General features: G+C 39.1%; 27 protein-coding genes and 1 riboswitch. Of the genes, 9 read left to right on the top strand and 18 right to left on the bottom strand.

Annotated features, from left to right (window positions below; translation table 11 throughout):
- The first annotated feature begins 75 nt into the window (after nucleotides 1-75).
- Nucleotides 76-300 (top strand): alpha/beta hydrolase, encoded by a 225-nt coding sequence (locus J7E81_RS30090; RefSeq protein ID WP_251028980.1) that lies wholly within the window; start codon nucleotides 76-78, stop codon nucleotides 298-300.
- On the opposite strand, the gene J7E81_RS31205 is transcribed toward J7E81_RS30090, so the two are convergent.
- Complete coding sequence (locus J7E81_RS31205; RefSeq protein WP_215047805.1) at nucleotides 229-534, bottom strand: alpha/beta fold hydrolase; 306 nt, start codon at nucleotides 532-534, stop codon at nucleotides 229-231. The genes J7E81_RS30090 and J7E81_RS31205 overlap by 72 nt on opposite strands.
- On the opposite strand from J7E81_RS31205, the gene J7E81_RS30080 reads away from it, so the two are divergent.
- Nucleotides 472-1,365 (top strand): recombinase family protein, encoded by an 894-nt coding sequence (locus tag J7E81_RS30080; protein WP_308162314.1) that lies wholly within the window; start codon nucleotides 472-474, stop codon nucleotides 1,363-1,365. The genes J7E81_RS31205 and J7E81_RS30080 overlap by 63 nt on opposite strands.
- Here J7E81_RS30080 and rlmD read toward each other — a convergent pair.
- From rlmD to cax, 11 genes are all read right to left on the bottom strand, one after another.
- Nucleotides 1,362-2,741: a 23S rRNA (uracil(1939)-C(5))-methyltransferase RlmD gene (gene rlmD, locus J7E81_RS30075; RefSeq protein WP_215047803.1), complete on the bottom strand. Its 1,380-nt coding sequence runs from the start codon at nucleotides 2,739-2,741 to the stop codon at nucleotides 1,362-1,364. The two genes, J7E81_RS30080 and rlmD, sit on opposite strands and share 4 nt — an antisense overlap.
- Nucleotides 2,742-2,936: 195 nt before the next feature.
- Nucleotides 2,937-3,683 carry an amino acid ABC transporter ATP-binding protein gene (locus tag J7E81_RS30070; protein ID WP_215047802.1) on the bottom strand — a complete coding sequence of 249 codons (747 nt, stop codon included), beginning with the start codon at nucleotides 3,681-3,683 and terminating at the stop codon, nucleotides 2,937-2,939.
- A 17-nt stretch (nucleotides 3,684-3,700) separates the two neighbouring features.
- Complete coding sequence (locus J7E81_RS30065) at nucleotides 3,701-4,381, bottom strand: amino acid ABC transporter permease (protein ID WP_215047818.1); 681 nt, start codon at nucleotides 4,379-4,381, stop codon at nucleotides 3,701-3,703.
- Nucleotides 4,382-4,398: 17 nt separating this feature from the next.
- Nucleotides 4,399-5,205 (bottom strand): amino acid ABC transporter substrate-binding protein, encoded by an 807-nt coding sequence (locus tag J7E81_RS30060; RefSeq protein WP_215047801.1) that lies wholly within the window; start codon nucleotides 5,203-5,205, stop codon nucleotides 4,399-4,401.
- A gap of 156 nt (nucleotides 5,206-5,361) precedes the next feature.
- Nucleotides 5,362-6,129: a delta-lactam-biosynthetic de-N-acetylase gene (pdaA, locus tag J7E81_RS30055; protein ID WP_215047800.1), complete on the bottom strand. Its 768-nt coding sequence runs from the start codon at nucleotides 6,127-6,129 to the stop codon at nucleotides 5,362-5,364.
- Between the two features lie 66 nt (nucleotides 6,130-6,195).
- Nucleotides 6,196-7,164 (bottom strand): nuclease-related domain-containing protein, encoded by a 969-nt coding sequence (locus J7E81_RS30050; RefSeq protein ID WP_215047799.1) that lies wholly within the window; start codon nucleotides 7,162-7,164, stop codon nucleotides 6,196-6,198.
- Nucleotides 7,165-7,517: 353 nt separating this feature from the next.
- Nucleotides 7,518-9,062 (bottom strand): fumarate hydratase, encoded by a 1,545-nt coding sequence (locus J7E81_RS30045; RefSeq protein WP_285292072.1) that lies wholly within the window; start codon nucleotides 9,060-9,062, stop codon nucleotides 7,518-7,520.
- A gap of 129 nt (nucleotides 9,063-9,191) precedes the next feature.
- A complete protein-coding gene (locus tag J7E81_RS30040) occupies nucleotides 9,192-9,389 on the bottom strand; it encodes an SE1561 family protein (RefSeq protein ID WP_215047798.1) in 198 nt (65 codons plus the stop codon).
- 130 nt (nucleotides 9,390-9,519) lie between these two features.
- Entirely contained in the window at nucleotides 9,520-10,329 is an 810-nt protein-coding gene (locus J7E81_RS30035) for a YfkD famly protein (protein WP_215047797.1), read from the bottom strand.
- 101 nt (nucleotides 10,330-10,430) lie between these two features.
- Entirely contained in the window at nucleotides 10,431-11,051 is a 621-nt protein-coding gene (locus J7E81_RS30030; protein ID WP_215047796.1) for a YczE/YyaS/YitT family protein, read from the bottom strand.
- Between the two features lie 385 nt (nucleotides 11,052-11,436).
- The gene (gene cax / locus J7E81_RS30025; RefSeq protein ID WP_215047795.1) at nucleotides 11,437-12,495 is read right to left on the bottom strand and encodes a calcium/proton exchanger; all 1,059 of its coding nucleotides are present in this window, start codon (nucleotides 12,493-12,495) and stop codon (nucleotides 11,437-11,439) included.
- Nucleotides 12,496-12,666: 171 nt separating this feature from the next.
- Here cax and J7E81_RS30020 point away from each other — a divergent pair, with 171 nt between their 5' ends.
- Both J7E81_RS30020 and J7E81_RS30015 read left to right on the top strand, forming a co-directional pair.
- A complete protein-coding gene (locus tag J7E81_RS30020) occupies nucleotides 12,667-13,845 on the top strand; it encodes an MFS transporter (RefSeq protein ID WP_215047794.1) in 1,179 nt (392 codons plus the stop codon).
- A gap of 231 nt (nucleotides 13,846-14,076) precedes the next feature.
- Nucleotides 14,077-15,990 carry a heavy metal translocating P-type ATPase gene (locus J7E81_RS30015; RefSeq protein WP_215047793.1) on the top strand — a complete coding sequence of 638 codons (1,914 nt, stop codon included), beginning with the start codon at nucleotides 14,077-14,079 and terminating at the stop codon, nucleotides 15,988-15,990.
- Between the two features lie 240 nt (nucleotides 15,991-16,230).
- On the opposite strand, the gene J7E81_RS30010 is transcribed toward J7E81_RS30015, so the two are convergent.
- Together J7E81_RS30010 and J7E81_RS30005 are read right to left on the bottom strand one after the other, a co-directional pair.
- Complete coding sequence (locus J7E81_RS30010; protein WP_215047792.1) at nucleotides 16,231-17,067, bottom strand: YihY/virulence factor BrkB family protein; 837 nt, start codon at nucleotides 17,065-17,067, stop codon at nucleotides 16,231-16,233.
- Between the two features lie 25 nt (nucleotides 17,068-17,092).
- Complete coding sequence (locus J7E81_RS30005; protein WP_215047791.1) at nucleotides 17,093-17,458, bottom strand: YtxH domain-containing protein; 366 nt, start codon at nucleotides 17,456-17,458, stop codon at nucleotides 17,093-17,095.
- Nucleotides 17,459-17,680: 222 nt separating this feature from the next.
- Between J7E81_RS30005 and J7E81_RS30000 the strand changes: the two genes are divergently transcribed.
- Entirely contained in the window at nucleotides 17,681-17,905 is a 225-nt protein-coding gene (locus tag J7E81_RS30000; RefSeq protein ID WP_098532862.1) for a DUF1128 domain-containing protein, read from the top strand.
- A 48-nt stretch (nucleotides 17,906-17,953) separates the two neighbouring features.
- On the opposite strand, the gene map is transcribed toward J7E81_RS30000, so the two are convergent.
- Nucleotides 17,954-18,703 carry a type I methionyl aminopeptidase gene (map, locus tag J7E81_RS29995; protein WP_215047790.1) on the bottom strand — a complete coding sequence of 250 codons (750 nt, stop codon included), beginning with the start codon at nucleotides 18,701-18,703 and terminating at the stop codon, nucleotides 17,954-17,956.
- Between the two features lie 321 nt (nucleotides 18,704-19,024).
- Between map and J7E81_RS29990 the strand changes: the two genes are divergently transcribed.
- The gene (locus J7E81_RS29990; RefSeq protein ID WP_215047789.1) at nucleotides 19,025-19,354 is read left to right on the top strand and encodes a helix-turn-helix domain-containing protein; all 330 of its coding nucleotides are present in this window, start codon (nucleotides 19,025-19,027) and stop codon (nucleotides 19,352-19,354) included.
- Between the two features lie 44 nt (nucleotides 19,355-19,398).
- On the opposite strand, the gene J7E81_RS29985 is transcribed toward J7E81_RS29990, so the two are convergent.
- Both J7E81_RS29985 and J7E81_RS29980 read right to left on the bottom strand, forming a co-directional pair.
- Complete coding sequence (locus tag J7E81_RS29985; protein ID WP_215047788.1) at nucleotides 19,399-19,542, bottom strand: anti-repressor SinI family protein; 144 nt, start codon at nucleotides 19,540-19,542, stop codon at nucleotides 19,399-19,401.
- Nucleotides 19,543-19,571: 29 nt separating this feature from the next.
- A riboswitch (cyclic di-GMP riboswitch) is annotated at nucleotides 19,572-19,662 on the bottom strand.
- A gap of 479 nt (nucleotides 19,663-20,141) precedes the next feature.
- A complete protein-coding gene (locus J7E81_RS29980; protein ID WP_215047787.1) occupies nucleotides 20,142-20,516 on the bottom strand; it encodes a DnaJ family domain-containing protein in 375 nt (124 codons plus the stop codon).
- A gap of 140 nt (nucleotides 20,517-20,656) precedes the next feature.
- Between J7E81_RS29980 and J7E81_RS29975 the strand changes: the two genes are divergently transcribed.
- Complete coding sequence (locus tag J7E81_RS29975) at nucleotides 20,657-20,860, top strand: hypothetical protein (protein WP_215047786.1); 204 nt, start codon at nucleotides 20,657-20,659, stop codon at nucleotides 20,858-20,860.
- A gap of 120 nt (nucleotides 20,861-20,980) precedes the next feature.
- On the opposite strand, the gene J7E81_RS29970 is transcribed toward J7E81_RS29975, so the two are convergent.
- Entirely contained in the window at nucleotides 20,981-23,170 is a 2,190-nt protein-coding gene (locus J7E81_RS29970; RefSeq protein ID WP_215047785.1) for a DNA topoisomerase III, read from the bottom strand.
- Between the two features lie 157 nt (nucleotides 23,171-23,327).
- On the opposite strand from J7E81_RS29970, the gene J7E81_RS29965 reads away from it, so the two are divergent.
- On the top strand, nucleotides 23,328-24,599 hold the full coding sequence (locus tag J7E81_RS29965; protein ID WP_215047784.1) for an MDR family MFS transporter: 1,272 nt from the start codon (nucleotides 23,328-23,330) through the stop codon (nucleotides 24,597-24,599).
- An 88-nt stretch (nucleotides 24,600-24,687) separates the two neighbouring features.
- Nucleotides 24,688-25,920, top strand: a complete 1,233-nt coding sequence (locus J7E81_RS29960; RefSeq protein WP_215047783.1) for an aminopeptidase — start codon at nucleotides 24,688-24,690, stop codon at nucleotides 25,918-25,920.
- Nucleotides 25,921-26,253: the final 333 nt, after the last annotated feature.

The raw sequence follows: 26,253 nt of genomic DNA, 5'->3' as shown, positions 1-26,253 counted from the left end.
GAACATTCTGAAACCAATTATCTATGATAAACGTAAAGACAGGTGAAGGTCAATAAACTAAGTGAGGTGTGGCCATTGAAAATTGTAAAATCTAAAATGGAAACATCAAAAGGGCAGTTACAATACAATATTAGTGGAAACGGAAAACCAAATATTGTTCTCATAAACGGAGGTTCGGGACCAATAGAAGGCTGGGTGAGAATACTACCAGAAATTTCGGAATCAGCATCAGTTTTTTCCTATAATCGTTTTGGTGTCGATGGTTTTTATGGCCTTCCCTTGAAATTGCTCGAGAGTTAAATCATTCGGATGGCTAGATTCTACAAACACAATACCTGCTACTTCGTTCGGGTAGAGTCGTGCATATAGATTTGCATATAAACCGCCTAGCGAATGTCCGACTAATAAAAACGGTGGGTCAAATCCAACTATGGATAATGCTTCACGTAACGTATTGACAACCGTTACTCCGTGTTGAGGCTCTTTTGGTTTGTCGCAATTGCTAACAAATCTAACGGTAGTGATAAGTGGCACGGTTCAGGAATTAGATGCATCCTTACTAACCCACATTATACTGGCGATATGGTACAAGGCCGCCAAACAAGTAGAAGTGTAACTAGCAAGGTAAGAGAAAACTTATCAAGCGATAAATTTATTGTTGTTGAAAACACGCATGAATCACTTGTCAGTAAAGAAGACTTTAAAGCAGTTCAATCTTTGATAGAAACTCGGAAGCGAAAACGGCCATATGCTGAAGTACATTTATTTACAAATACCTTATTTTGTACAGACTGTGGTAAAGGATTGCATTTCAAAAAAAACCGCCGCGGTTATATTTGCGGGTCTTATAATAAACACGGCAGTAAAGCCTGCTCTGATCATCATGTAAAAGAAAATGAACTTATGAGCGCAATCCTTGAAGATGTACAAAGATTATTAGCTGATGTATCTGAACAGAATGTTTTAACAAAGCTAGAGTCAAAAATTAAAAAACAATTTGCGCAACTTGAAAAAGAGGCAACAGCCATTAATCAAAAGATAACTAATCTAAAAAAACAAAAAACCAAGTTGATTCAGCTCCTCGCTGATGAGGTTATCACTCAACAGGAGTATAGAGAAGCTGTAGAAATGAATGAAGAAACTCTAACTTTCCATCTACAATCTAAGTTAGAAATAGAGAGCAAAATTTCTAATGCCAAGAATCCGGAACAAATCCGACTTGTTCAAAAAGAACTTAAACATTTTGCAAAGGTTGAGGTTTTAACACCCGAATTACTACACAGATTAATTGAAAAGATTGAAATAAAGGCAGACGGAAAAGCGAGAATCTTTTACAGATTCTCGTTACCACCTGCTATTATTTAACGTAATTTTAGCAACACACAGCACTCCACATGCGCGGTATGCGGGAACATATCCACAGGTTGAATATATTTCACCTCAAACTTCGTACTTAAAGTCTGAATATCCTTTGCTAAAGTAGAAGGATTACAAGAAACATAAATAAGCTTCTCTGGCTTCACCTGCAAAATGGTTTGAAGGAGCTGATTGTCTAGTCCGGTTCTTGGTGGATCGACCACGATCACATCCGGTTTCCATCCTTTTTTGACCCATTTCGGCAATACCTCTTCCGCTTTACCCGGGACATATTTTGTATTAGTAAACCCGTGTCGCTTGGCATTTTTCTTAGCATCATCAATCGATTCAGGGATAACGTCCATACCGCGGACCTCTGCTGCTTGGTCAGCAAGCCATAATCCAATTGTCCCGACACCACAGTAAGCATCGACTACCTTTTCTTTACCAGTCAGGGCTGCTGCATTTTTAACCTCATTATAGAGCTTGACCGTTTGAATCGGATTCAATTGAAAAAAAGTTCTCGCCGAAAGCTCAAATTGCAGATCACCCAGTGTCTCCTGAATAAATTCTTCACCTGCAAGAGCAAGGGTTTCTGCCCCAAAAATAAGCGAGGTTTTTTCACCATTTATATTTTGAACGATTGATTTCACTTTAGGGAGTCTTTTTTGTATTTCCTCAATAATAGACTCCTTTTTAGGCAAATCCTTTTGGGTGGTAATCAGGACAACCTGAAGTTCGCCTGTTTCCACACCTACACGTGCAACAATGGTTCTAACGATTCCTTTTCTAGTTTTTTCATTATAAATAGGGATCTGCAAGTCTTGGAGGATCGACTTTACAGTTGTTACCGCCTCATTTGTTTGCGAATGCTGGACCGCACAATGCTCAATATCAATAAGCTGATGTGAATTCATGCCGTATAATCCAGCTAAGACCTTACCATTTTTCTGTGCTACTTGGAAGCTGCTTTTATTCCGGTAACCCCAAGGATTTTCCATCCCGATCGTTTCGCGAATATCAAGTTTAGCGACATTCAGCTTCGTGTGCCGTTCCAGGGATTGAATAATGATATCCCGTTTTTCTTTTAATTGCTGACCGTATTGCAAATGCTGAAGCTGGCAGCCGCCGCATTGCTCGTAAAACGGACAGGGTGGCTGAACACGATGCGGTGATTTTACACGAATTTTTTTAATTTGTGCCTCGGCAAATTTGGGGTTAATTTTGGTTGCCTCTACGACTACTTCTTCACCAGGAAGAGCACCAGGCACAAAAACGACCTGCTTTTTAAAATAACCCACGCCTTCTCCATTGATCCCGAGCCTTTTGATGGTTAACGGAAAGGTTTGTTTTAATTGTATTTTAATACCTTGTTCGGTTTTCATTTTTCTCACTCCAAATTTATAAAAAAGCTTGAGTTGTATTATAGCATGTTTTATATGGAAAAGCCGAATTCTGTTGAATCCGGCTTGGTAAATGGCTACTGAGGTATTGAGGACAAGCAATTCCTTTATAAAAAAACGTAAAAAGGCAACTGCCCAAATGGGTTAGTTGCCTTCTTTTGCAAGATAAAATTTATTCTATCTGCTAATCACTTTATTTAGAAATTGAACCAATCTTGGGTTTTCATTATTGGTGAATATTTCTTCCGGTGTTCCTTTTTCTACAATAACCCCTTGGTCCATAAAAATGACCTGATCCGCGACATTTTTAGCAAATGACATTTCATGTGTTACCACAACCATCGTCATCCCCTCATCTGCCAGATCTTTCATTACTTTTAGGACCTCTCCGACCAATTCCGGATCAAGTGCAGAGGTTGGTTCATCAAATAACAACACAGCTGGATCCAGCCCCATCGCACGAGCAATCCCCACCCGTTGTTGTTGTCCACCCGATAATTGATGCGGATACATATCCGCTTTATCTCGTAAACCCACCCTGTCTAGTAAAGCCAAAGCTTTTTCTCGAGCTGCTGTTTTTTCTCGCTTTAAGACATGAACCTGGCCTTCCATTACGTTCTCTAGTGCTGTTAAATGCGGGAACAGATTATAATTTTGAAATACCATTCCTGATTGCTGTCGAAAGGAAGTTATTGTCGAAGATGACAATTTTGTTTTCCCTGAAAAATCAATGGACTTTTCGCCTAAAGTTATTTTTCCTGCCTCAGGAATTTCTAGTAAATTTAAGCAGCGCAAAAATGTCGTCTTGCCTGAACCGGAAGGACCGATAATAACGGCTGTCTTGCCTTTCTCGATGGATAAATTGATTTCCCGAAGGACCTCCAATTCTCCAAATCGCTTTGCCACTTTTTCAACTGAAATCATATATTTCCCTCCCTCCATTATCTAGCAACGCCTTTTTCATAGCGCCGCTCAAGCTTCGATTGCAGATTAGATAGGAAGGTACAAAAAATCAAATAAATAAATGCCACTTCAATATATAACCATAGGGGTTCATACGTAACTGATGCAATTTGTTGACCTTTTTGAAACATTTCTGTAACCGTAATCGTCGCTGCTAAGGAGGTATCTTTTACCAGACTGATAAAAGAATTCCCAAGCGGCGGCAGGGATACTCTTATTGCTTGCGGCAGGATAATTCTGCGCATCGCCTTCGACTTTGTCATTCCAATTGAAAAGGCAGCCTCCCATTGTCCTTTAGGGATGGATTGGATGGCCGCACGAATGATTTCAGAGCTATACGCACCAACATTTAGGGTAAAGCCGATGACGGCTGCCGGAAATGGATTTAATGTGATTCCCATGCTTGGTAATCCATAAAAGAGGATAAAAAGCTGCACTAATAATGGTGTACCGCGAAAAATCCACAAATAAAATCTCGCAATTGCATTCAATTGCTTTATACTCGACAGGCGTGCTAAAGCAGTCAAGAAAGCAAGAATAATCCCCAGTACAAAAGAAATCAATGTTAAAGGGATTGTAAAATACAATCCTGCTTTTAAAAGTGGAAAAAAGGAATCACTTAGGATTCCCATTATCCGATGTAAACGATCATCTGCCATCAATTTGAATCAATCCTTTACTTAGAAACATCTTCTCCAAAGTATTTCTTGGAAATTTTCAAGTAGGTTCCGTCTTTTTTCATATCTGCTAATGCCTTATTTACAGCCTTAACTAATTCAGGGTTGTCTTTACGGAATAAGAAAGCATTTTGTGTAGCGTTTGGCTCTGTATAAACAACCTTAATTGGTAAATCAGGACGTTGTTTCTTTAGATCTAAATAAGAAAGACTATCATTAATGGTTCCATCAATACGTTTAGATGTAATCAAATCAATTGCTTGGTTAAAACCTTCAACTACTGTATTAGTTGCTCCATGTTTTTCAGCAATGACTCGGTAATTGCTATCTAATGACTGTCCAACTTTTTTACCTTTCAAATCATCAAGCGATTTAATTGTATTATTATCTGATCCTACAATTAATACTGCTTTTGAAGCGATATAAGGATCTGACATATCGTATTTTTCAAGGCGATCAGGGCGAACAGCCACTTCGTTTGCAACCATATCATAACGTTTCGCATCAAGGCCGGCAATCATTCCGTCCCATTTCGTTTCAATAAATTTCGGTTTAATGTTTAGACGCTTAAATACTTCTGACGCAACTTCAATATCAAAACCGGTTAATTTATCGTTATTATCATGAAAGGTAAATGGAGCATAAGTACCTTCTGTACCTATTGTTATTTCACCTTTCGCTTTAATTTGATCATAAAGTGATTTATTAGCAGTTGATGCTGAATCATTCTTTTTCTCTGTATTGTTACATGCAGCTAGTGCAAACAATAAAAGTATGCTTACAATAGATAGTAAATATTTTCTCACAATTAATCCCCCATATTCTTATCGGTATTGTTTATTTTTTTACATTAATCCAGAAATTCTATTATGTCAACAAAATAGTTTCATTATAGTAAAAGACTTTTTTTAAGAGTAGAAAATGTGAAAAGCCGAATTCAATTTGAATTCGGCTTTTCGCGTTTATTTCGGTTTAGGAAAATCATCAAGGCTTTTAAATTTATAGCCCCTCTTTTTCAAATCTTTAATCGCTTGTTCTAATGCATCAGCATTATCCTTTGAAACGGAATGAAGCAGGAGAACACAGCCTGGGTGAATTTGTTTCATAATATTATTATAAGAATACTGCCAGCCTTTTTGCTGATTAATATTCCAGTCCACAAACGCAAGTGACCAGAAGACATGTGTGTAGCCCTCTTCTTTGGCAATTTTCATGGTCCGTTCACTAAATACACCCCGAGGCGGGCGAAGATACTTCATGCCTTTTTGCCCGGTTACTTCTTGTGTTTTAACCTTAACCTTTTGAAGCTCTTCCCGAATTTTTGCATCACCAACAGCTGTAAAGTCTGGATGGCTCCAGGAATGATTCCCGATGATATGCCCTTCTTTTACCATCTGCTTGGCAAGTTCAGGCTGTGAGTTTAAAAAGTGGCCTGTCACAAAAAAAGTTGCTGGGACTTTTTCTTTTTTCAAGACTTCAAGAATTTTCGGAGTGTAGCCATTTTCATAGCCGCTGTCAAAGGTAACATATAAGATCTTTGAGTTAGGGTCGCCTTTATAAAAAGCCCCGTATTTGGCTAAGAGTTGATCATACTGAGCACCCGCTTCCGGCGGAATCTCGTTTTGGGCTTTTTTAAACCCCCAGTTAATCGACTGGTTGGTTACTGCTGCATAAGTACTTGTCGGGATTAATAAGCACATGATGGCAAGAAAGGTGATTAAGCGTTTCATCCATGTTCCCCCTATTATTTTGTTGATTTTAGTGTTTGTTATTAAAGGGAAAAGGATGATTAGTATTTATAGGAAATCTTTAGGGGGGTGGTAGAAGCGGTCTTTGGTTGAACCTGTATAAGGAAAATTTAATAACGATATGGTATAGGTGGTGGCCCGCGAAGATGGAACGTGAAGGAATGACCGTAATTCCATGTTTGTAAACGAGGAATTTCCTAACAAAAAGTAATCTTTTACTGCATTCAGATAGGCATCTTGGGAAACAAATTTGCAGGTAGGACATTGCCAAATCTTCCTATGATAGTCCATTGAAAAAGAAAGACACTTGGGACATTGGACGCCGGTAACTACTTCAGTTTTTGAAATCTTAAATTTCTCATAGAGGTCTGTATTTAATGGTGTATGTTTCTTTAGAAGCAGCTTTTTTATTTTTTCCAAGATTTTGTTATCTAGTAGCTCTCGATTATAACGGTGATAAAGTCCATCTAATTTTTTTAGTAAGTCACTTAACCGGCAAACTTTCTTTGCAGCTTCTGTATATCCAGGACTAATAACTAATTCAGTTGAGGATCTGCAAATCACCACAAGGGATTCTATTGGGACAAATGGTATCTTATATCTATCTAAAAAATAAGTTAACAACAGGTTGTGTCGGTTGCCCTGGGAAATAGGATTTTCATAAATAACTCTTTTTCCATCGTAATCTTGGATCATTTGATTAGGTTCTATAGTTAGCTTTCCTGAGTGATTTTTACCATCTAACATAAATATTCCTCTCGAGCAGAGAAGCAGGGCATCAATTTGGAAGTAGGCATTCTCACCATATTGTAGACGAAGATCGTGGAAAATATAGAACCTTTGCGGCGGTATTTGGTTTAAGTAATAATTTATTTTCCTTTCGCCATTATATCCTGATCGTAAATTTTTGATAAAAGACTTTAAATCGGAAATTCTAGGATGATTTGGGGGGATTCTTTTCTCAAGAGCTTCCGCTTTTTGCAAAATAATTGTTACTTTAAAGTTTTTAACAAACAAAATTCATGCCTCCTTTCATAATGAAGAGTATTTTCGTTTTATTTGAGGAATTATCCTTTAATAATTACATGAACTTTTTGTGAAATTAATAAAATAGGGCATCTCGTTATAGGAATTCTACAAAGTTGATGCTGATTTCTACAAAACGGTGGAGGAATTCTACAATTATTCAATTTATTCTACAAATCAAGGCTTCAATTCTACAAAATCTGGTAATTAATTACCACTTAAAAATATAATGACCTTAATTCTACAAAATCCAAAGATAATTCAACAAAAATTGTATTTTTTTACCAATCTCCTTCAATAAAAAAGAGACAGGCGCCCAACTCACGCCTATCCCCAAACCTCTCTTATTTAAAAACCGGCTCCTTAAACTGAGCTAACTTTTCCAATGAAGACTTATCTACATCGGCATGCAGGCTGTTACCGTGTGAGTCCATCGTGACAACGGCCGTGAAGCCCTCAACACGAAGGTGCCACATTGCTTCAGGAATACCAAACTGCATCAAATCAACGCCTTCAACGCCTTTAATACAGTCCGCATAATACTGAGCAGCGCCGCCAATCGCGTTCAAATACACACCGCCATGATCGTGCAAGGCTGCCAATGTTTTTGGTCCCATTCCGCCCTTACCAATCACGGCACGGATACCAAACTTCTTCATAATATCACCTTGATAAGGCTCCTCACGAATACTAGTTGTCGGACCGGCCGCCTTTACATGCCAATTGCCAGCCTCGTCCTTCAACATAACCGGACCGCAATGATAGATAACCTGTCCATTCAAATCAACCGGTGCCTCATGATCACTTAAATACTTATGAATCGCATCACGACCGGTGTACATTAAACCATTAATTTGAACAACATCGCCAACTTTTAACGAGCGAATCTTTTCTTCTGTTATCGGTGCCTCTAACGTAATCACATCAGAAGACAACGCAGCAGCTGTTTCCTTTTCAGCTTCCGTTTCAGCGAAATCAATAAACTCGCCATCCTGATAAGCCCATTCATTAATCTCACCTGTCGAAGCATCGATACTTACACCTAAGCGGCGGAATGCCCAGCAGTTATAGGCAACTGAAACGTAAAAGCTGGCTGGAATCCGGTTCATAACGCCGATTTTACAACCTAAAAGGGTTGCTTCGCCGCCAAATCCCATCGTTCCAATTCCTAACTTATTGGCATTTTCCATTACATACTCTTCTAGTTTGCGAAGATCCTCATTTGGATTCACATCTTCAACCGAGCGGAATAATTGCTCTTTTGCTAAATCATAACCTGATGAACGGTCACCGCCGATACCTACCCCGATAAACCCGGCGCTGCAGCCTTGGCCCTGTGCCTGGTAAACAGAATGCATGATACATTTGCGGATACCATCAAGATCGCGGCCCGCACGGCCTAGTCCTTCTAATTCACATGGCAGGCTGTATTGAATGTTTTTGTTCTCACAGCCGCCGCCTTTTAAAATTAATCGGACATCAATATAGTCCTTTTCCCATTGATCAAATTTAATGACCGGTACCCCGGCACCCAGGTTATCACCACTGTTTTTACCTGTTAAGGAATCAACGGAGTTCGGGCGCAATTTCCCTTCGTTTGTAGCGAGGACAATGGCATTTCTAATCGCTTCTTTGATTTCTAATTGGTTAACACCCACTGGCGTTTTAATTTTAAAAGTGGGCAGACCAGTATCCTGACAGATTGGTGAAACTTGATCGTCAGCCATTTTAATATTGTTGGTAATCGTTGCAAGACTCATTGCGGCACTTGTTCCTGCATTTTCTTTTTGCTTGGCCGCTAACACAGCACGGCGAACGTCTTTCGGGAGTTTCGTTGATGTTTCAACAATTAGCTCGTACATGCTTTCTTGAAATTTTTCGATATTCAATTCGAGTACCCCTTTCCCCTTGTCTGCAATTTTATCTATTTTTAATTTTACAACTATTTACACGCTTACATTATACTCCTATAACCATTAGAATTAAAGGAAATTTCCCCAGTAAAAAAGAGCCTGTTCTTAAACAGACTCACTTACTTCACGATTAGTAAATTCGCGGCACTTAGACTCCATCTCGTCGAGCATTGAGATTAAACGATCAATATCCTCTAAATCCGTTTCTTCTGGATCAATCGCGTCAAGTACATCAATAAACATGTTTAAACGGTGTTTTAGGAAATCCACTTGTGTATTTTTATTCTGAATTGGGCTGCCCAAATGATCACTCCTTTCATTACCGTTCCATCCTATCGAAATATAACAACTTTGGCAATGGATTAATCATATTTTACCCATTTTCCAAAAAAAAGAACCCCTCGGTTTGAGGAGCCCTAAAAAATCCACACGATTATCTTGGCCGTTCAGAGGCCGCAAAGCCAAAGGAAACATAATCCTGTACAGGGATCCAGGCACCAATACCTTGGGATGTAACGTTTTTGATCACAATAAACTTTTTACTTCCTTTTAGCATCAAATAGACTTCCCCGTAGGTTACCTTTCCTTTTTCATTCACCCCTGGCGCATAAGCATATAAATAACCCAAGCGATTTGGCGGGATATTGTAAATGTGGTCATTCTTGGTCCCTGTACCAATAATGGTTTCAAAGGCTAGCGGAAGACGAGTCTTTTCCATTGCCTTCAACAACATCATCTTTTTAACTTCTTCTGCATCGGGAATCTTAGAAGTCAAACCGCCTCTGATAACCTTTTGTGATTCCTGTACATACTTGATTTGATACGGGGTTTTGCCGCCACGATTATCAAAATAGTTGGTGTTAATTTTTTGATACTCCCAGTTTGGGGAAGTTTCCGATGATTCGTAGTTTAATGGCCACTGACCCAGATAAATAATGGCTCTATACCCAATTGCAAACGGTGAACTGTTAATGCTTGACTCATTAAGCATCCGAATCAGATCAGGGTTTTCAATTTTAACTCTTGAAGAATTAATCAGTTTTTTTGTCATATCACTTGGCTGCAGCAATGGCAAGTCCTGTGTTGAATTCGGATACGTATTTTCTTTTGAAATGTTACGAACCGATGGCGGCACCTGATATTTTACTGCAGATTGCTTTACCGGAGCTTTTTGAGCAAAAGCAGACGGTATAAAGGTTAACATTAAGAGCAGTGTCATAAGTAAAGAAACATTTTTCTTCACGAGTTGGAACTCCTTTCACTAAGAACATTAATCAGTCTGCTAGTAGTTTTTTCGGAGTTCCCTCATATTATCCATTTCCCTCTAAGACTTTTTTAGCCATACTATGAATATTTCATTTGCAAATGCTGCATAAATTTTTCAAAATAGGGAAAAAACAGTTGAATGGCTGGTCCAACTGTGAACGTAATAATAAGAGTACCGTAGGAAATAGGTCCATGTAAGAAAAAAGCCGGAATCAATGCAGTAATTTCACCAATGGTCTTTGCTGCCATCAAGTTAACATGAAACCGTTCCTTAATCGCTAGCATAAAGTTATCAATCGGGCTTTGGGGAAACTTTGCCTGTAAATAGATAGAGGCACCAAAACCGATAATTAAAATTCCGAGCAATAGCATGAGCAGTTTCACTGGCAGGCCATCAACATCAAACAAATTGAAAACAGTATCGAGCCAAAAGTCGACTAACAAGCCAATCACAATGATCGTCATGAGAGAGAAGATATCTGGTCTTCTTTTTACTAAAAGGGCATTAACAAAGACTAAAATAACCCCATCAATCATGACCCACTTCCCTACCGATAGCCCCACTTTTTCTGTCAGGGCAACATTCAATGCATCCCATGCCCCCACTCCAATGTCCGCAACCTTTATGGTCATACATACACCAAAGGTCATGATTGCTAGCCCAATAATGAAAAATAGTAATCGTATCGTAAATTTCATTTCTCGCTCCTTAAGTATTGGTTCAGAAGTAACAAAATTGTAATAATCTGATTATTTACAAAACTTTAAATAGGAATTATAATAAACTTAACCTTAAAAAAAGGAGGGCAGTAATCAATCGGTTTACGATATACTTACTTTTACTTAGCTTAAGGAGGTTGGGATTCCCGTCTTATATGAAATTCAACACTCGTGTTTTTCTATTAGTTTCCACTAAACATGAAGGTTGGTGATTGATGGTACCCACAAAATGAAAACGATTGATTTAGAACCCTTAAAAAATAGTGCTGAATTATTATAGCACATGGATGAGCATTTACTGTACATTGAAAAAGTTTGTAAAAAAGGAGACTCTATACCATTTGGCATAGAGTCTTTTCTATTTCTATAACAAGAAAAATCCAATCCCCATAATGACATAGGCAGCTAGTAATGTTAATCCTTCAAACCAGTTGGACTCGCCGTCATTCGAAATAACCACCATTAATAGGACTGACGAAACCATGGCGATTAATTCCTGCCAGCTGAAAATAAGCGGCATCGACGTTTCAAAGAGAAGTGAAACTAGAACCAGCACTGGCAAAACAAACATCGCCACTTGTAGAGTAGAGCCAATCGCAATTTCAACTGCAACGTCCATCTTATTTTTGTAGGCCATCAAAACGGCAGAGGCATGTTCTGCGGCATTTCCAACGATAGCGACAATAATGACCCCAATAAATAATTCAGACCAGCCGAAAGTGTCTCCAACATATTCAAACGTATGAACAAGGTGTTCTGAAATATAAGCGACGGCAAGCGTTGCGATGAGGAGGACAGCGATTGCTTTCCCTTTCCCCCATTCGGGAACCTCTTCGTCATGGACCTCTTTAGGGGCTCCCGATTGGTAGACTCCACGATGGGTTACCAGCTTAAAGAAAAGAGCAGCTAAGTATAACAGAATCAAAATAACCGATGTTCCAATACTCAGGGTTAGTGTACTGGAATCATCCATATTGATGGAAAATACTTCTGGAATAACAAAGGCAATCATGACAGCAAACATTAACAAGCCGGAATTATGTCTGGCATCATAAACATTAAATTCCTGGCGCTTGAATTTTAAACCGCCAATAAAAAAGGAAAGCCCTGCAACTAGCAGTAAGTTTCCTAGTACTGAACCGGTTAACGAGGCCAAAACCACTCCTACAAGACCTGCCTTTAAGGAGAAGATGGAAATGATTAGCTCAACCGCATTTCCAAAAGTTGCATTTAACAGTCCGCCAATCCGAGGACCAGCGACAATTGCAAGACTCTCCGTTGCCCTCCCCATAAAACTTGATAAGGCGACAATCGTTAAACAGTACAGGATAAATAATATAATGCTCGACCAGTGCATCACGGTTCCAATCACAGACACTGGAACCCCAATGAATGTCATTAGCATAAAAACTTTATTCGTCAATGCATTCCCTCCAGTTACTTCGAACTACTTTTTATATGTTTCCATATGTTCCTTAATTTACCTAAAAATGAGTAAAATGTCTAGGTAACAATTCCCTTGCAAATGACCTACTTTCTAGATACCATCATGGAGGGACGATTAAACTCACTTTACATTACGCGAGGATGTTTTATGAATAAAATAAATGTACGATTCTGGATTCTTGTCAGTATTGTGGCAATTTCAGGATTCTCTCAAGGGATGCTCCTTCCGCTCATTGCGATTATTTTTGAAAAGAACGGTGTATCTCCTTCATTAAATGGGTTTAATGCAACCGCCTTATATATCGGAATACTCTTAGTCTCTCCGTTTATGGAAAGGCCATTAAGAAAGTATGGATACAAGCCTGTCATCGTTTGGGGCGGAGGTCTTGTTGCTATTTCACTTGCTTTATTCCCCCTATGGAAGACATTTTGGTTTTGGTTTGCGTTACGATTACTGATTGGGATTGGTGACCACTCCCTCCATTTTGCAACACAAACGTGGATCACCTCGTCTTCTCCAGCAGAAAAACGCGGCCGCAATATTTCCTTGTACGGGTTGTTTTTTGGAATTGGCTTTGCGGCAGGACCTCTAATGACCCCGCTAGTCACGGTTACTCAATCCTTACCTTTTATTATCTCTTCGATTTTATGTTTAATTGGCTGGGGTTTTGTATTTACGTTGAAAAATGAGTTACCTGAACAAACTGTCAACCTTCATTCTTTTTTAGCAACCATTACACAATTTAAGCAGGCTTTCAAATACGGCTGGGTTGCATTTTTACTTCCATTTACATATGGGTTCTTAGAATCTTGCTTAAACGGGAGCTTTCCCGTTTACGCTCTCCGGACCAACATTAATGTTTCCAATGTTTCTCTTGTTCTCTCTGTATTTGCCGTCGGCAGCATCATAACACAGCTCCCTTTAGGAATGTTAAGTGATCAATATGGGAGGAGAAATGTCTTAATCATCGTGCTGCTACTCGGATTTTTAAGTTTTACGATGGCTAGTTTTGTGGAGCACTCGTTTATTGGACTTTTCATTGCTTTTCTTTTTTCTGGGATGGTTGTCGGATCGACCTTCTCACTCGGTATTAGCTTTATGACAGATTTGGTTCCAAGGTTTCTGCTGCCAACAGGGAATTTATTATGTGGTATCTTTTATAGTCTTGGAAGTTTAAGCGGACCCATCATTGGCGGGCTATTTATCAGGTTTTTTCAACATGTAAGTTTCTTTTACATTATTAGTACGATGCTTCTTATCGTCACCTTCATCATATTTGCCTTTGCAAAAAAAACGGAGGTAAGGCTTGAACAGCAAAATTCCTAAGTGCTTTTTAAAAGCAAATTCATATCCTCAAACATACGATATATGGTAAAATAAATAAAAAGAATATATGTCGAGATTCGTGCTGTCATCACTTGATGACAGCTTTCGTGTTTTTTAAGGGTAATGAAGATGATTATTTTTATCAATTAGACTCAAAAGCGGAAGCGCCCGTTTGCGGCGTATGGCCTGGAGCGCTGAAGCTAGCCGTATCAATGATAAGGGGGGAATACAATGAGTTCAGATGCAAAAGTTTTAACAAAGGGGATTGAAGAAACCAGTTGGATTGAAAAAATAAAACCACATATTGAATTAATAGCTGCCGGGTTAAGCGGCATCTTAATTGCGGCAGGCTGGCTGTTTGATAAGTATGATTATGGGGTTGAAGCGATTATTGCCTATTTATTAGCATTCGTCATTGGGGGCTTTGCCAAGGCAAAAGAAGGGATAGAGGCCACCTATGAAAATAAGGAACTAAACGTAGAAATGCTAATGATATTTGCCGCAGTCGGTTCAGCCATTATCGGTTATTGGACAGAAGGAGCCGTGCTAATTTTTATCTTCGCCGTCAGTGGAGCTTTGGAAACCTACACCATGAATAAAAGCCACAAGGAGATCTCCTCCTTAATGGAGCTGCAGCCACAAGAGGCGTTACTGATTACCAATGGATATGAAAAGCGAGTCGCGGTTTCTGAACTAATAGTAGGAGACCATATCCTAATTAAACCGGGTGAGCGTGTGCCTTCTGATGGGGTGATCATGAAGGGGCAAACCAATATTGACGAAGCGGCCATTACCGGAGAGTCTATGCCTGTTTCAAAGAGCGAGCAAGCCGAAGTGTTTGCTGGTACGGTCAATTTGACTGGATCGATCACAGTCCAAATAACCAAGGCTAGCACCGATACACTTTTTCAAAAAATCATTCAACTGGTTCAATCGGCTCAAAGTGAAAAATCACCTTCTCAGCTTTTTATTGAGCGTTTTGAAGGAACCTATGTAAAAGTGGTCCTGCTTGTCGTTATCAGCATGTTCTTTTTACCCTATTTCTTACTTGGCTGGAGCTGGCATGAGTCTTTTTATCGGGCGATGATTTTACTGGTTGTTGCCTCGCCATGTGCCCTTGTTGCCTCAATTATGCCTGCCACCCTTTCCGCCATCTCAAATGGTGCGAAACATGGGATTTTAGTTAAAGGCGGAGTCCATTTAGAAAATTTAGGGCATTTAGAAGCGATTGCCTTTGATAAGACGGGTACCTTAACAAAAGGAAAACCTGAAGTAACCGAAGTCATTGTAAAAGAAGGACTTAATAAAGAAGAACTTATTTTAAAAGCTGCATCAATTGAAAACCAATCAACACATCCACTTGCACAAGCAATTGTAAAATATACTAAACAAACGTTGAAGCAGGAATTATTACAACCAGACAGCCTTGAAGACATACCTGGCTGGGGTGTAAAAGCATCCATAAACGGCGAGCAGTGGAAAATTGGTAAAGCAGCGTTAATCGGAAACGATGAGGCCGATAAGTTTGCTGAAGGTAAATCGAAAGAACTGGCTGGCTTAGGCAATACCTTAGTTTTTATTGAGATTAATGGTGTGCTTAGTGCGATGATTGCGATGAAAGATGTGGTTCGCGAGGAAACTAAGCATGCGATTGAGGATTTAAAGAGACAAAACATAAAGACGATCATGCTGACCGGTGATAGTGAAAAAACAGCCCATGCCATTGCTGCTGAGAGTCATGTTGATGAATTTTACGCAGAATGTCTTCCTGAAGAAAAGGTGGAGCAGTTAAAACAACTTAAACAGAAATACAAAACGGTCGCCATGGTTGGGGATGGTATTAATGATGCACCGGCACTCGCCACTGCTAGCGTTGGAATTGCAATGGGAGAAGGAACAGATGTGGCCCTCGAAACAGCTGATATAGTTTTAATGAAAAATGATCTGCCCAAAATTGCCGAGGCTGTCCGTCTTTCACAGCGAATGAACAAGATTATTAAACAAAATGTCGTCTTCTCTATCGCTGTAATTATGTTGCTCATATGCTCGAATTTCTTTCAACTGCTGGATTTACCATTCGGAGTCATTGGTCACGAAGGAAGTACAATCCTTGTGATTTTAAATAGCCTTAGGCTGTTAAAATAATAGGTAATCGAAAGGACCAGGTGAATTTTCTCACCTGGTCCTTTTATAGTAGGCTTAGTGATAGCCGTTAGATCCGTTCGCAGAACCTGAAGTTTTATTCCCCTTACTGCCTTTACCTTTTTGCTTTGTGCTGCCATCTTTTTTCGTATGCTTTGTCATCTTGTCATCCTCCCTTGATGTTCGGGTGCTAAGCCCCTAATCATAGTTTGGCCAGATAAGTGATTTTCAGTAAGGTAAGTGTTAGCAGTTTGTCTTGTATTTTTCACTGTAGAAGGCATTTACTTCTCCACCAAGAATAATAATAAAGGCGGATAGGTATAACCAAATCATTAGTACAATAATAGCGCCAATCCCCCCATATGTAAGAGAATAATTACTAAAATTCCCGACGTAGAAGGATAAACCCATTGACGAAATGATCCAGCCTACCGTGGCAAAGATAGCCCCCGGAAAAGCACTTCTGCATTTGATTTTGACATTCGGTGCAATCCAATAAAGACCGGTAAAAATTAGAAATAAAATGATCCCACTGCCCAGCCAGCTTAACGCATTCCAAATCTTTATAAATTCTTCCGTATAGCCTAATTGTGAGAATAAAAAAAGGCCTATTTCCTTACCAAAAACAGGGAGGATAAGGGCAAGTAAAAAAACAAAAATCATACCAAATGTTAATAAAACCGCCATACCCCTTGCGACAATGAAGGAACGGCTTTCCTTCACGTTATATGCCTTATTAAAAGCCCTTACGATGGCATTAATTCCATTCGATGCCGACCAAATGGTCCCGATAATCCCGAACGAAAGCAAGCCGCCATTTCGTTGACTCATAATTTCTTTAACATTTTTTTCAATTAGTGCCATCGCCTCATCAGGTGCGAAATCCTTGATCATCCCGAGTATATTCTGATGTGGAATCGGGACATACGGAAGAAGGGTAAATAATACAATTAAGAGTGGAAATAAGGAAAGAAGAAAAAAGTAGGCCAACTGCGCACTCAAACCGGGAAGATCATCTTCTTCAATCCGATGCCAAAGTAATCTAAATAATGAAGAGCGTACATTTACTTTCTTGTCCATATAGATCCTCCTTCTTATCTGAGATTTATTCGCCCTTTCCTACTGTTACATCGTCTAAAAAATCATCTTCCTCATTAACAGCAAAGGTTTCTTTTGTTTCTTTAATCATTTCTGTTACCTGTGGTGTTAGTTCCCTTAACTCCTCGACTTTTTCAGTAATAAAGGTTATATCCTCACTAACTGTTTCAAAGGTCGATTTAAATTTTGCAGCTGTTTCCTTTACTTTTTCAGATACTTCATCAGGATGACGGATAATATACCCTACCTTACCAGAAGTATTTTTTACATTTTCCTTCATAGCCTCACGTGTATCTTTATCTAATAAGCTAAGTGCACCACCTGCAATTGCCCCTAGCAGGATCCCCTTCCAAAACTGGTTTTTTCTTGTCATCTTAACCTCTCCTTCCCTCTTTATAATTATCATTTGCTCATCTTAAAAGAAAATAATACCATTGTTTATCATACCATTTATTTTGCGATATCAAACCTTACAATGCAAACAGATCGTTATGATTAATGATTTTCTTTGGACAAACTACAAATGAGATTAGTATTGACAGATACTTTTTAACATGAAAAGATGGGATTAAAATTTGTGAAAAGGGTGACGGAAATGAATTTATCAGAAAAGTCTGTTGAGAATGTCGAATTCATGATCGAACAAATAAAAGAAAAATTAAAGGTGCTGAACCTTGGAGCAATTAAACCCTCCCATTTCGATGAAGAAATGTACGAAGAATTAAAAGAAATCTATGAAATGGTCTTGAAGAAGAAATCATTTAGTCCAAATGAAATGCAAGCTTTAGTCGAAGAACTTGGAAGTCTAAGAAAGAAATAATTAAAAAGACCCGTTATTTTTGATGTATCCAAATAACGGGTCTTTCGTTTATTTCTGTTCAGTTAAAATAATGGGACCGTCCTTTGTTATGGCAAGTGTGTGCTCATATTGCGCAGAATATTTGCCATCAATTGTTCGAGCAGTCCAGCCATTGAGATCCATTTTGGTCTGGTATCGACCGATGTTTACCATTGGCTCAATCGTAAATACCATTCCCTCTTTGATCCGTGCCCCCTTGCCTGGAAGCCCATAATGCGGAATATCTGGTTTCTCGTGCATAACTGCGCCGATACCATGGCCAATAAAATCACGAACTACAGAAAACCCTTCCCCTTCTACATACGTTTGGATCGCATGACCGATATCTCCAATTCGATTCCCGACAACCGCCTGCTCAATCCCTTTGTATAAGGCTTCTTTTGTAACCATTAATAAATGGGCCGCTTCCTCCGTAATTTCGCCAACACCGTAAGACCAAGCAGAATCCGCAAGCGCCCCATTATAATTAACAACCATATCAATGGTAACAATATCTCCATTTTTTAATGGGTCCTTTCGAGGAAACCCGTGGCATACCTCGTCATTTATACTAGCACAGGTTGCATATTCGTATCCTTTATACCCTTTTTGTTCAGGTGTTGCTCCATGGTTCCTGAGAAATTCATCCACAAACTCTTCTATTTCCCACGTGGTGATTCCTGGTTTAATAAGCTTAGCAATTTCCTTATGACAGGCTGCAAGTATTTCTCCCGCCTTTTTCATTGCTTCAATTTCACGTTGTGATTTTAATACAATCATCTGATTCCCTGCCTTTTTGATTATATTTATGTACATTCATTGAGATTGTTCGCTGTAGTGTTGTTTAGGACATTATTCTTTCATACTATAATGGCAACAACATAATATTAACGCTATTAAGCCTTTTTTTCAAAACAAACCTTTCAGAGGTCCTAGGTCTAGGAAAATGTTCACATTGTTCATGATATTGTAATAATAGTCTGTTCTTAATATGGTACTTCTTCAACCTTTTTGATAGAATATATGTAAAGAACTCTGACCGATTAAAATGTAATTATACTGTTTATCGGAAAAATTTAAAATGTAGGTGTGTGAGATTCAATGATTGGTGATCGTGTTAAAAAATATCGCTTAGAAAAGAAGATGTCACTATCCGAGCTTGCTGAGCAAGCGGGAGTTGCAAAGTCTTATTTAAGTTCTTTAGAAAGAAATTTACAAAAGAACCCTTCAATTCAATTTCTTGAAAAAATTGCCGGTGTATTAAATCTTCCTGTCGAGCATCTGATTCACGAACAAATCAATAAGGATGATTTAGATACGGATTGGATGAACCTTGTCAAAGAAGCCATGAATTCTGGTGTTTCAAAAGAGCAATTTAAGGATTTTCTCGAATTTAATAAGTGGCGGATTAATCAAAATAATAATGAATAAAAAAAGCATTCTACAAAAGCGATTATTTTTGTAGAATGCTTTTTTTAATATGTAGCTGATGATTTTAAATCATCGTGTGTAAGAAAATTGCGCACATCCTCGATGGAAAGTCCGATTTTTCTTGCCTCTAAAATGAGCTCCATCCATTCTTGATCAACAACATCCATTTCTTTTTCAGTAATCACCATTCTACTCACTCCCAAAATACCTCTGTATTCCAGGTAACCCGGCCATCATAGCAGCTTTATCCCTGCCTTAGATCCTCGGCTTTGCGTCCCTGCTTTTCAACAGGTTTGCCCTTTTCTGCTTTCCCGACTTAAGTAGTGCGATCTTTTTCCCCAACACCTTATATCTAGGTCTTTTTACTTAATCTTTTATGATATGTTCATTATATCGATTACTACAACTGGATTGTGTTGTTTTTTGTCATTTTTTACTAATTTTCTACCACCTTTTTAATTCAATTTCTCCTATAATCCTACAAAAAACAACTTTTTGTTTACAAATTTTCCCTAAATTCTTTATTACAATAAATTTGTCTAAAATGTGACAGCTGACATATAACCATATACAACATATAATTATACTAAAAATTCAAAAAATAAAAGGTAGGTGTGTGAAATGACCTTGATACATGTTTTGAATTTTTCCATCCCTATTTCCTTTATCGTGGTTGCTGGGTTTTTATTAGACAGAATGTGCAAACCGATTGAACAATAAAAAGCTGGTGATGAGTAGCTCCCTATTCACCAACCAGCTCTTCTTATTTATTTATTTATTTATTTATTTATTTATTTATTTTACGTTGTAAGTTTAACTCGTAGTTTTTAAACATGGAAGAATTTGTTTTAACGCCCCTCTTTGCCATTAACTGATTAAACCTTAGCAGCTTTTCATTTAGTTTTCTTTGTAGGTTCTCCCTGTCGTTTTCATCGCACTTTTTGAGCAAATCTTCAATGTTCAGCATATCTTGACGTATACGTCTTTCATCCTCTGTATAACCGGCATTTTTCATTATTTTATAGGCCATACGCAGGTCCTCAGGAATTCCGGATAAATCCTCAAGCTGCATTGGTTTGCCCAAGCCAGGCAGTGAGTCGAATTCACCATCTTGATACGCTTTTTTTATTCGGTCTTCTGACAGAATCTGAAAAAAGTCCATGCCCAATCCCTCCTTTTATACTCGAATGACTCTTATAATTATACCAACTGCTGACCTATTGATAAATTGGAAAAATGATTCCAATTTATTTTTAGGAATGTTTGGGGAAACTACTTGCGAAGACGAAAGGAGTGTTAACGTTGGCTCGTGGAGAACATTTTGAACACAAAAAGAAAAATCACCCAGGGAATTTCCCAAAGGACAGCCTTACAGAAAAGCATGTAAAGGAAGCCATTGGAGATGAAGAATTAATTGTTACCCAAGAAGCTTTTAAGAATAGAATCGAGAATGAGGAGGAACAGCGTGTAGATACTGGCCGCTGGCTCCCAAATCATATGAAGTAAAAGGCGTGAGTTTTTCACGCCTTTTTTGATGAACTTTTTTATAAAAGGAAGAAAGAGGCTGGTTTCCTCAACCTTTTAGATTAGGGAACCTGCCTCTTTACATGTCGTAACACATACAAGTTATTTTAGATTTAGCTTTTTTAAAGCATCTGCCAAAGCTGTATTAATTGGCTCTTCTTCCTTATTTTGGCTTTTCAGATACTTTTGCACTGTACGTTTATCCACTTTACCGGCCGATTCTTTTTTACGGCGCGCTTCGAAAGCAGATAGTTTCTCACGGTGCCCGCATTTACAAGTAAAAATTTGTCCTTCCCCTTCTCCTCGGAGTTCCAGTTTTTTATGGCATTGCGGGCAGCGCGCATTGGTGACTCGCGAAACATTTTTGCGATGTCCACATTCACGATCTTGGCACACAAGCATTTTACCTTTTTTCCCATTTACCTCAAGCATTGGTTTTCCACAATCTGGGCAACTTTTTGTTGAGATATTGTCATGCTTATACTTTTTATTACTCGATTTAATTTCAGCAACAATTTCTTTTGTATATTTTTTCATTTCGCTGATAAACGCATCTTTTTTCAACTTTCCATGGGCAATTTGATCAAGCTTTTGTTCCCATTCAGCTGTTAAGGCAGGAGATTTTAATTCTTCAGGCACTAAATCCAACAATTGACGTCCTTTAGAAGTAAGATGAATGTCTTTGCCGCGCTTCTCGATTAAGAATGAATTGAAAAGCTTATCAATAATATCAGCACGGGTTGCTACAGTTCCTAATCCACCAGTTGATTTTAAAGTTTCTGCCAGTTGCTTACTTTTGGTTTCCATATACTTTGTTGGGTTTTCCATTGCCGATAGTAACGTTGCCTCATTAAAACGGGCAGGTGCACTGGTTTGACCAGATGTTTGAGCGATTAGTTTCACGATAAGGGTATCGCCTTTTTCAATGCGAGGTAAAATCTGTTCCTTTAGGTCTTCCGCTGCATCCTCGTCTTCAAAGCGATTCTCATATACTTCTTTCCACCCGGTTGATAAAATGGTTTTTCCCCTTGCAACAAAGTTCTCCTCCCCGATTTTTGCACGAAGCGTTAGCTGCTCATATTCAAATGCCGGGAATAACACCGCTAAGAATCGTTTTACCACTAAGTCATAAATTTTTCGTTCTTTATCGGTGAAAGCCGAGAAGTTTACATACCCTTCTGTTGGAATAATCGCATGGTGATCGGATACTTTACTATCATCGACGAATGCTTTGGAAGCTTTTATCGGCTTGCTTAAGATCTTATTAGTTAACGGACGATATTCTCCAACTCCACATGCCCTCAAACGTTCAGGAAGTGTTTCGACAATATCAGAAGAAAGGTAACGCGAGTCTGTACGAGGATAGGTTAAGACTTTATGCTGTTCGTATAGTTTTTGCATAATGTTTAACGTTTCCTTTGCAGAGTAGCCAAAGATTTTATTCGCATCGCGCTGCAGTTCAGTTAAATCATAAAGACCCGGAGAAAAAGACTTCTTCGGTTTTTTCTCAATTTCTTTTACAATGGCATTTTGTTTGCCTAGTTTTTTCACAATTGCATCGGTTTTTTCTTTATCAAAGCTGCGGCTATTCCCTTTTGGATCCTGCCAAGTCAATTTTAAATTGTCTGTTGTTTGGGCTTCGATCCCGTAATAGGTTTGCGGTTTGAAGTTTTTGATTTCGTCCTCCCGCGCTGCAATGATTGCAACCGTTGGAGTTTGAACACGTCCGCAGTTTAGCTGGGCATTGAAACGAGTTGTTAATGCACGGGTAGCATTAAGACCGATATACCAATCCGCTTCTGACCGTGCAACAGCAGAATGATATAAATTCTCATAGTCCTTGCCCGGCTTCAATTTCATAAAGCCATCTTTAATTGCTTTATCAGTAACTGAAGATATCCATAGACGTTTTGTAGGTTTATTCACCTTTGCCTTAGCAAGTATCCATCTTGCTACTAATTCCCCTTCACGACCACTATCTGTTGCAATAACAATCTCCCCGACATCAGAGCGTTGTAATTGGCTTTTAACAGTATGAAACTGCTTACTCGTTTGTTTAATGACAACAAGCTTCAGCTCATTTGGAAGCATTGGCAAATCTTCTATTTTCCAGGCTTTATATTTATCGTCATACACTTCGGGGTCTGCAAGGGTAACTAAATGTCCTAATGCCCATGTAACAATATATTTATCTCCTTCAAAAAAACCATTGCCTTTTTTATTACAATGCATTACTCGTGCTATATCTCGAGCGACAGAGGGTTTTTCGGCTATAACTACACTTTTTTTCACTTTTCTAAACATCCTTTCGGTAACCCATTAACCTCTAATATAGCATAAAACATCATAAAATTCAGTTTAGCCGAAGTAGTGGCTTTTTTTCCCTTGAATCCACTTCCAAGGGGATAGTATGATGTAGTGGCACGCATAAAGAGAAACGAGGATTTGTATGAGGATAAGGGATTGGGATGCAAATTTAAGGGTTCGATTATTTGCGGAAGCCTTGGTGAATATCACCTACTGGATGTTTTTTCCGTTCTTATCGATTTATTTTGCTGAAGAGTTTGGCAAAAATAAAGCAGGTTTATTATTAGTGTTTTCACAAGTATTTTCTGTATTAGCTAACCTAATGGGCGGATATTTTGCTGACCGCTTTGGAAGAAAGCGAATGATGGTTCTAGCATCTTTCGGCCAAGGGCTTTCATTCTTATGCTTTGCCTTAGCCAGTTCTCCATGGCTTCAGTCTCCGTGGTTAGGATTTGTGGCGTTTACGGCAGCAGGTGTGTTTGGTTCATTTTACTGGCCCGCAAGTCAGGCCATGGTCGCCGACGTGGTCAAGGAAAAGGATCGGAGTGATGTGTTTGCTATCTTTTATACATCGATTAACATAGCTGTAGTAGTCGGACCCATTTTGGGATCGATTTTTTATGTTCATTATCGCTTTCAGCTATTGCTTTTTGCTGGGGCTGTTTGTATTTTAGTAGGCTTAATCCTGACAAAATGGACTCGGGAAACCGTCCCCTCGCAAACAAGGGCCTCTCTCACCACCGAGGGAAAATGGTATTACTTTTTAAGAAACCAAGTAAGAGACTATGCTTTAATTGTGAAAGACAAAACCTTCCTTCTATTCATAATTGCTGGAGTCTTAGCAGGTCAGACTTTTATGCAATTAGACTTATTAATACCTGTCTATATCAAGGATTTTGTCAAAGATCAAAGTCTGCTTGCCATTGGCGATTGGTCGTTCCTTATTAAAGGAGAGCAGGCATTTGGAATTGTTTTAGCGGAAAATGGTTTTCTCGTTGCCCTGCTGACCGTCTTTGTAACAAGATGGATGAGTAAATATTATGAGAGAAACGTCTTCGCCCTCTCATCTGTTGTATACGCAATATCTATTGTTATTTTTAGCCAGACACACTGGATTTGGGGATTAATTTTCGCGATGGCCATTTTTACTTTTGCAGAGTTAATGGGGGCTGGACTGCAGCAAGGTTTTGTTTCCAAACTGGCACCAGAGCATATGCGAGGCCAATATTTTGCAGCGGCAAGCTTGCGATTTACGATTAGCCGGACAATTGCCCCTCTTGCCATTCCAATGACTGTTTGGGTCGGCTATGGATGGACGTTTTTTATTCTTTGTCTGCTCGCCCTTGCGAGTGCAGGATTATATTGGATCATGTTTTATGTGTTCGAAAAACAAAAAAGCAGAATCACAGCTTAGACTGCTTCATGACTATGGTTTACGGTTTATTTTTCCATTTAAACACGCTACAATATAGGAAGATTCTGATAAAAAGGAGATACATAAGATGAGTGATTTTATTAAAAATCTTGAAAAATATGCCGAGCTAGCTGTTAAGGTTGGTGTGAATATTCAAAAAGGCCAAAGCTTGGTGGTAAATGCCACTTTAGAAGCAGCTGAATTGGTCCGTCTTATTGTCAAAAAGGCTTACGAAACAGGCGCACACAATGTCATTGTGAACTGGAATGATGATTTTATTTCAAGAACAAAATATGATTTAGCCCCAGATGAGGCTTTCATAGAGTACCCGGTATGGCGTGCAAAGGAAATGGAGGATTTGGCAGAAAAAGGGGCAGCCTTTATGTCGGTTATTTCTTCAAGTCCTGACTTGTTAAAAGGTGTCAATCCTGAGCGAATCGCTAACTTCCAGAAGGCAGCCGGAAAGGCACTTTCCCACTATCGGAAAGCCATCCAATCAGACAAAGTCAGTTGGACAGTGATTGCTGCTGCCTCACAGGATTGGGCTGCGAAAGTATTTCCGAACGAACCGAGTAACAATCAAGTAAATAAGCTTTGGGAAGCTATATTCAAATCTGTCCGTGTCGATACAGAAAATCCGGTCGAGGCTTGGAAAAAACATGATGAAACCCTTCACGAGAAGGTCCACTATCTAAATGGGAAAAGATACAAAGAACTTCATTATACTGCGCCAGGAACAGATTTAACCATTGAACTGCCGGAGAAACATCTTTGGGTAGGTGCCGGCAGTGTTAATGAAAGCGGGCATGAGTTTATGGCCAATATGCCAACTGAAGAGGTCTTTACTGTCCCTCTAAAGAACGGTGTGAACGGTACGGTTGCAAGTACGAAGCCTTTAAGCTATGGCGGCAATATCATCGACCGCTTCTCGGTTACATTTGAGAATGGGAAAATTGTTGGAGTGAAAGCAGAGGAAGGCGAAGAAATCTTAAAGCGTCTTGTGGAAACTGACGAGGGTTCACATTATCTCGGGGAAGTAGCGCTTGTACCTTACAATTCTCCTATTTCACAATCTAATGTTCTTTTCTTCAATACTTTATTTGATGAAAATGCCTCAAATCATTTAGCGATTGGCAGTGCCTACGCTTTCTGTATTGAAGGCGGGAAGAAAATGTCTTCAGAGGAATTAGCAGAAAACGGGCTTAACGAAAGTATTACCCATGTTGATTTCATGATTGGTTCTAAGGATATGGACATTGATGGAGTAACCGTTGAAGGAAAAACAGAACCTATCTTCAGAGCTGGTAACTGGGCTTTTTAAAAATAATAGTAGAATGTCGTGATTAAGGGATGGAGCTGGAGTTATCTCACTGTGGCTCTTATCCCTCGTACACGGCAACTTGGTGGGGTTTCCGCAGTTATGAATGGCTCTTATCTCCCGTACGTGGCAACTTGGTGGGGCTTCAGCAGTTATGAATGGCTCTTATCTCCCGTACGTGGCAACTTGGTGGGGCTTCGACAGTTATGAATGGCTCTTATCTCCCGTACGCGGCAACTTGATGGGGCTTCGACAGTTATGAATGGCTCTTATCTCCCGTACGCGGCAACTTGGTGGGGTTTCAGCAGTTATGAATAGTCAAGTCCATTTAATTGT

The organism is Bacillus sp. ISL-18 (assembly GCF_018613415.1).
GTDB lineage: Bacteria > Bacillota > Bacilli > Bacillales > Cytobacillaceae > Neobacillus.
Note: the sequence above shows the minus strand (reverse complement) of the source record. Positions and strands in the feature narration are given on the sequence as shown.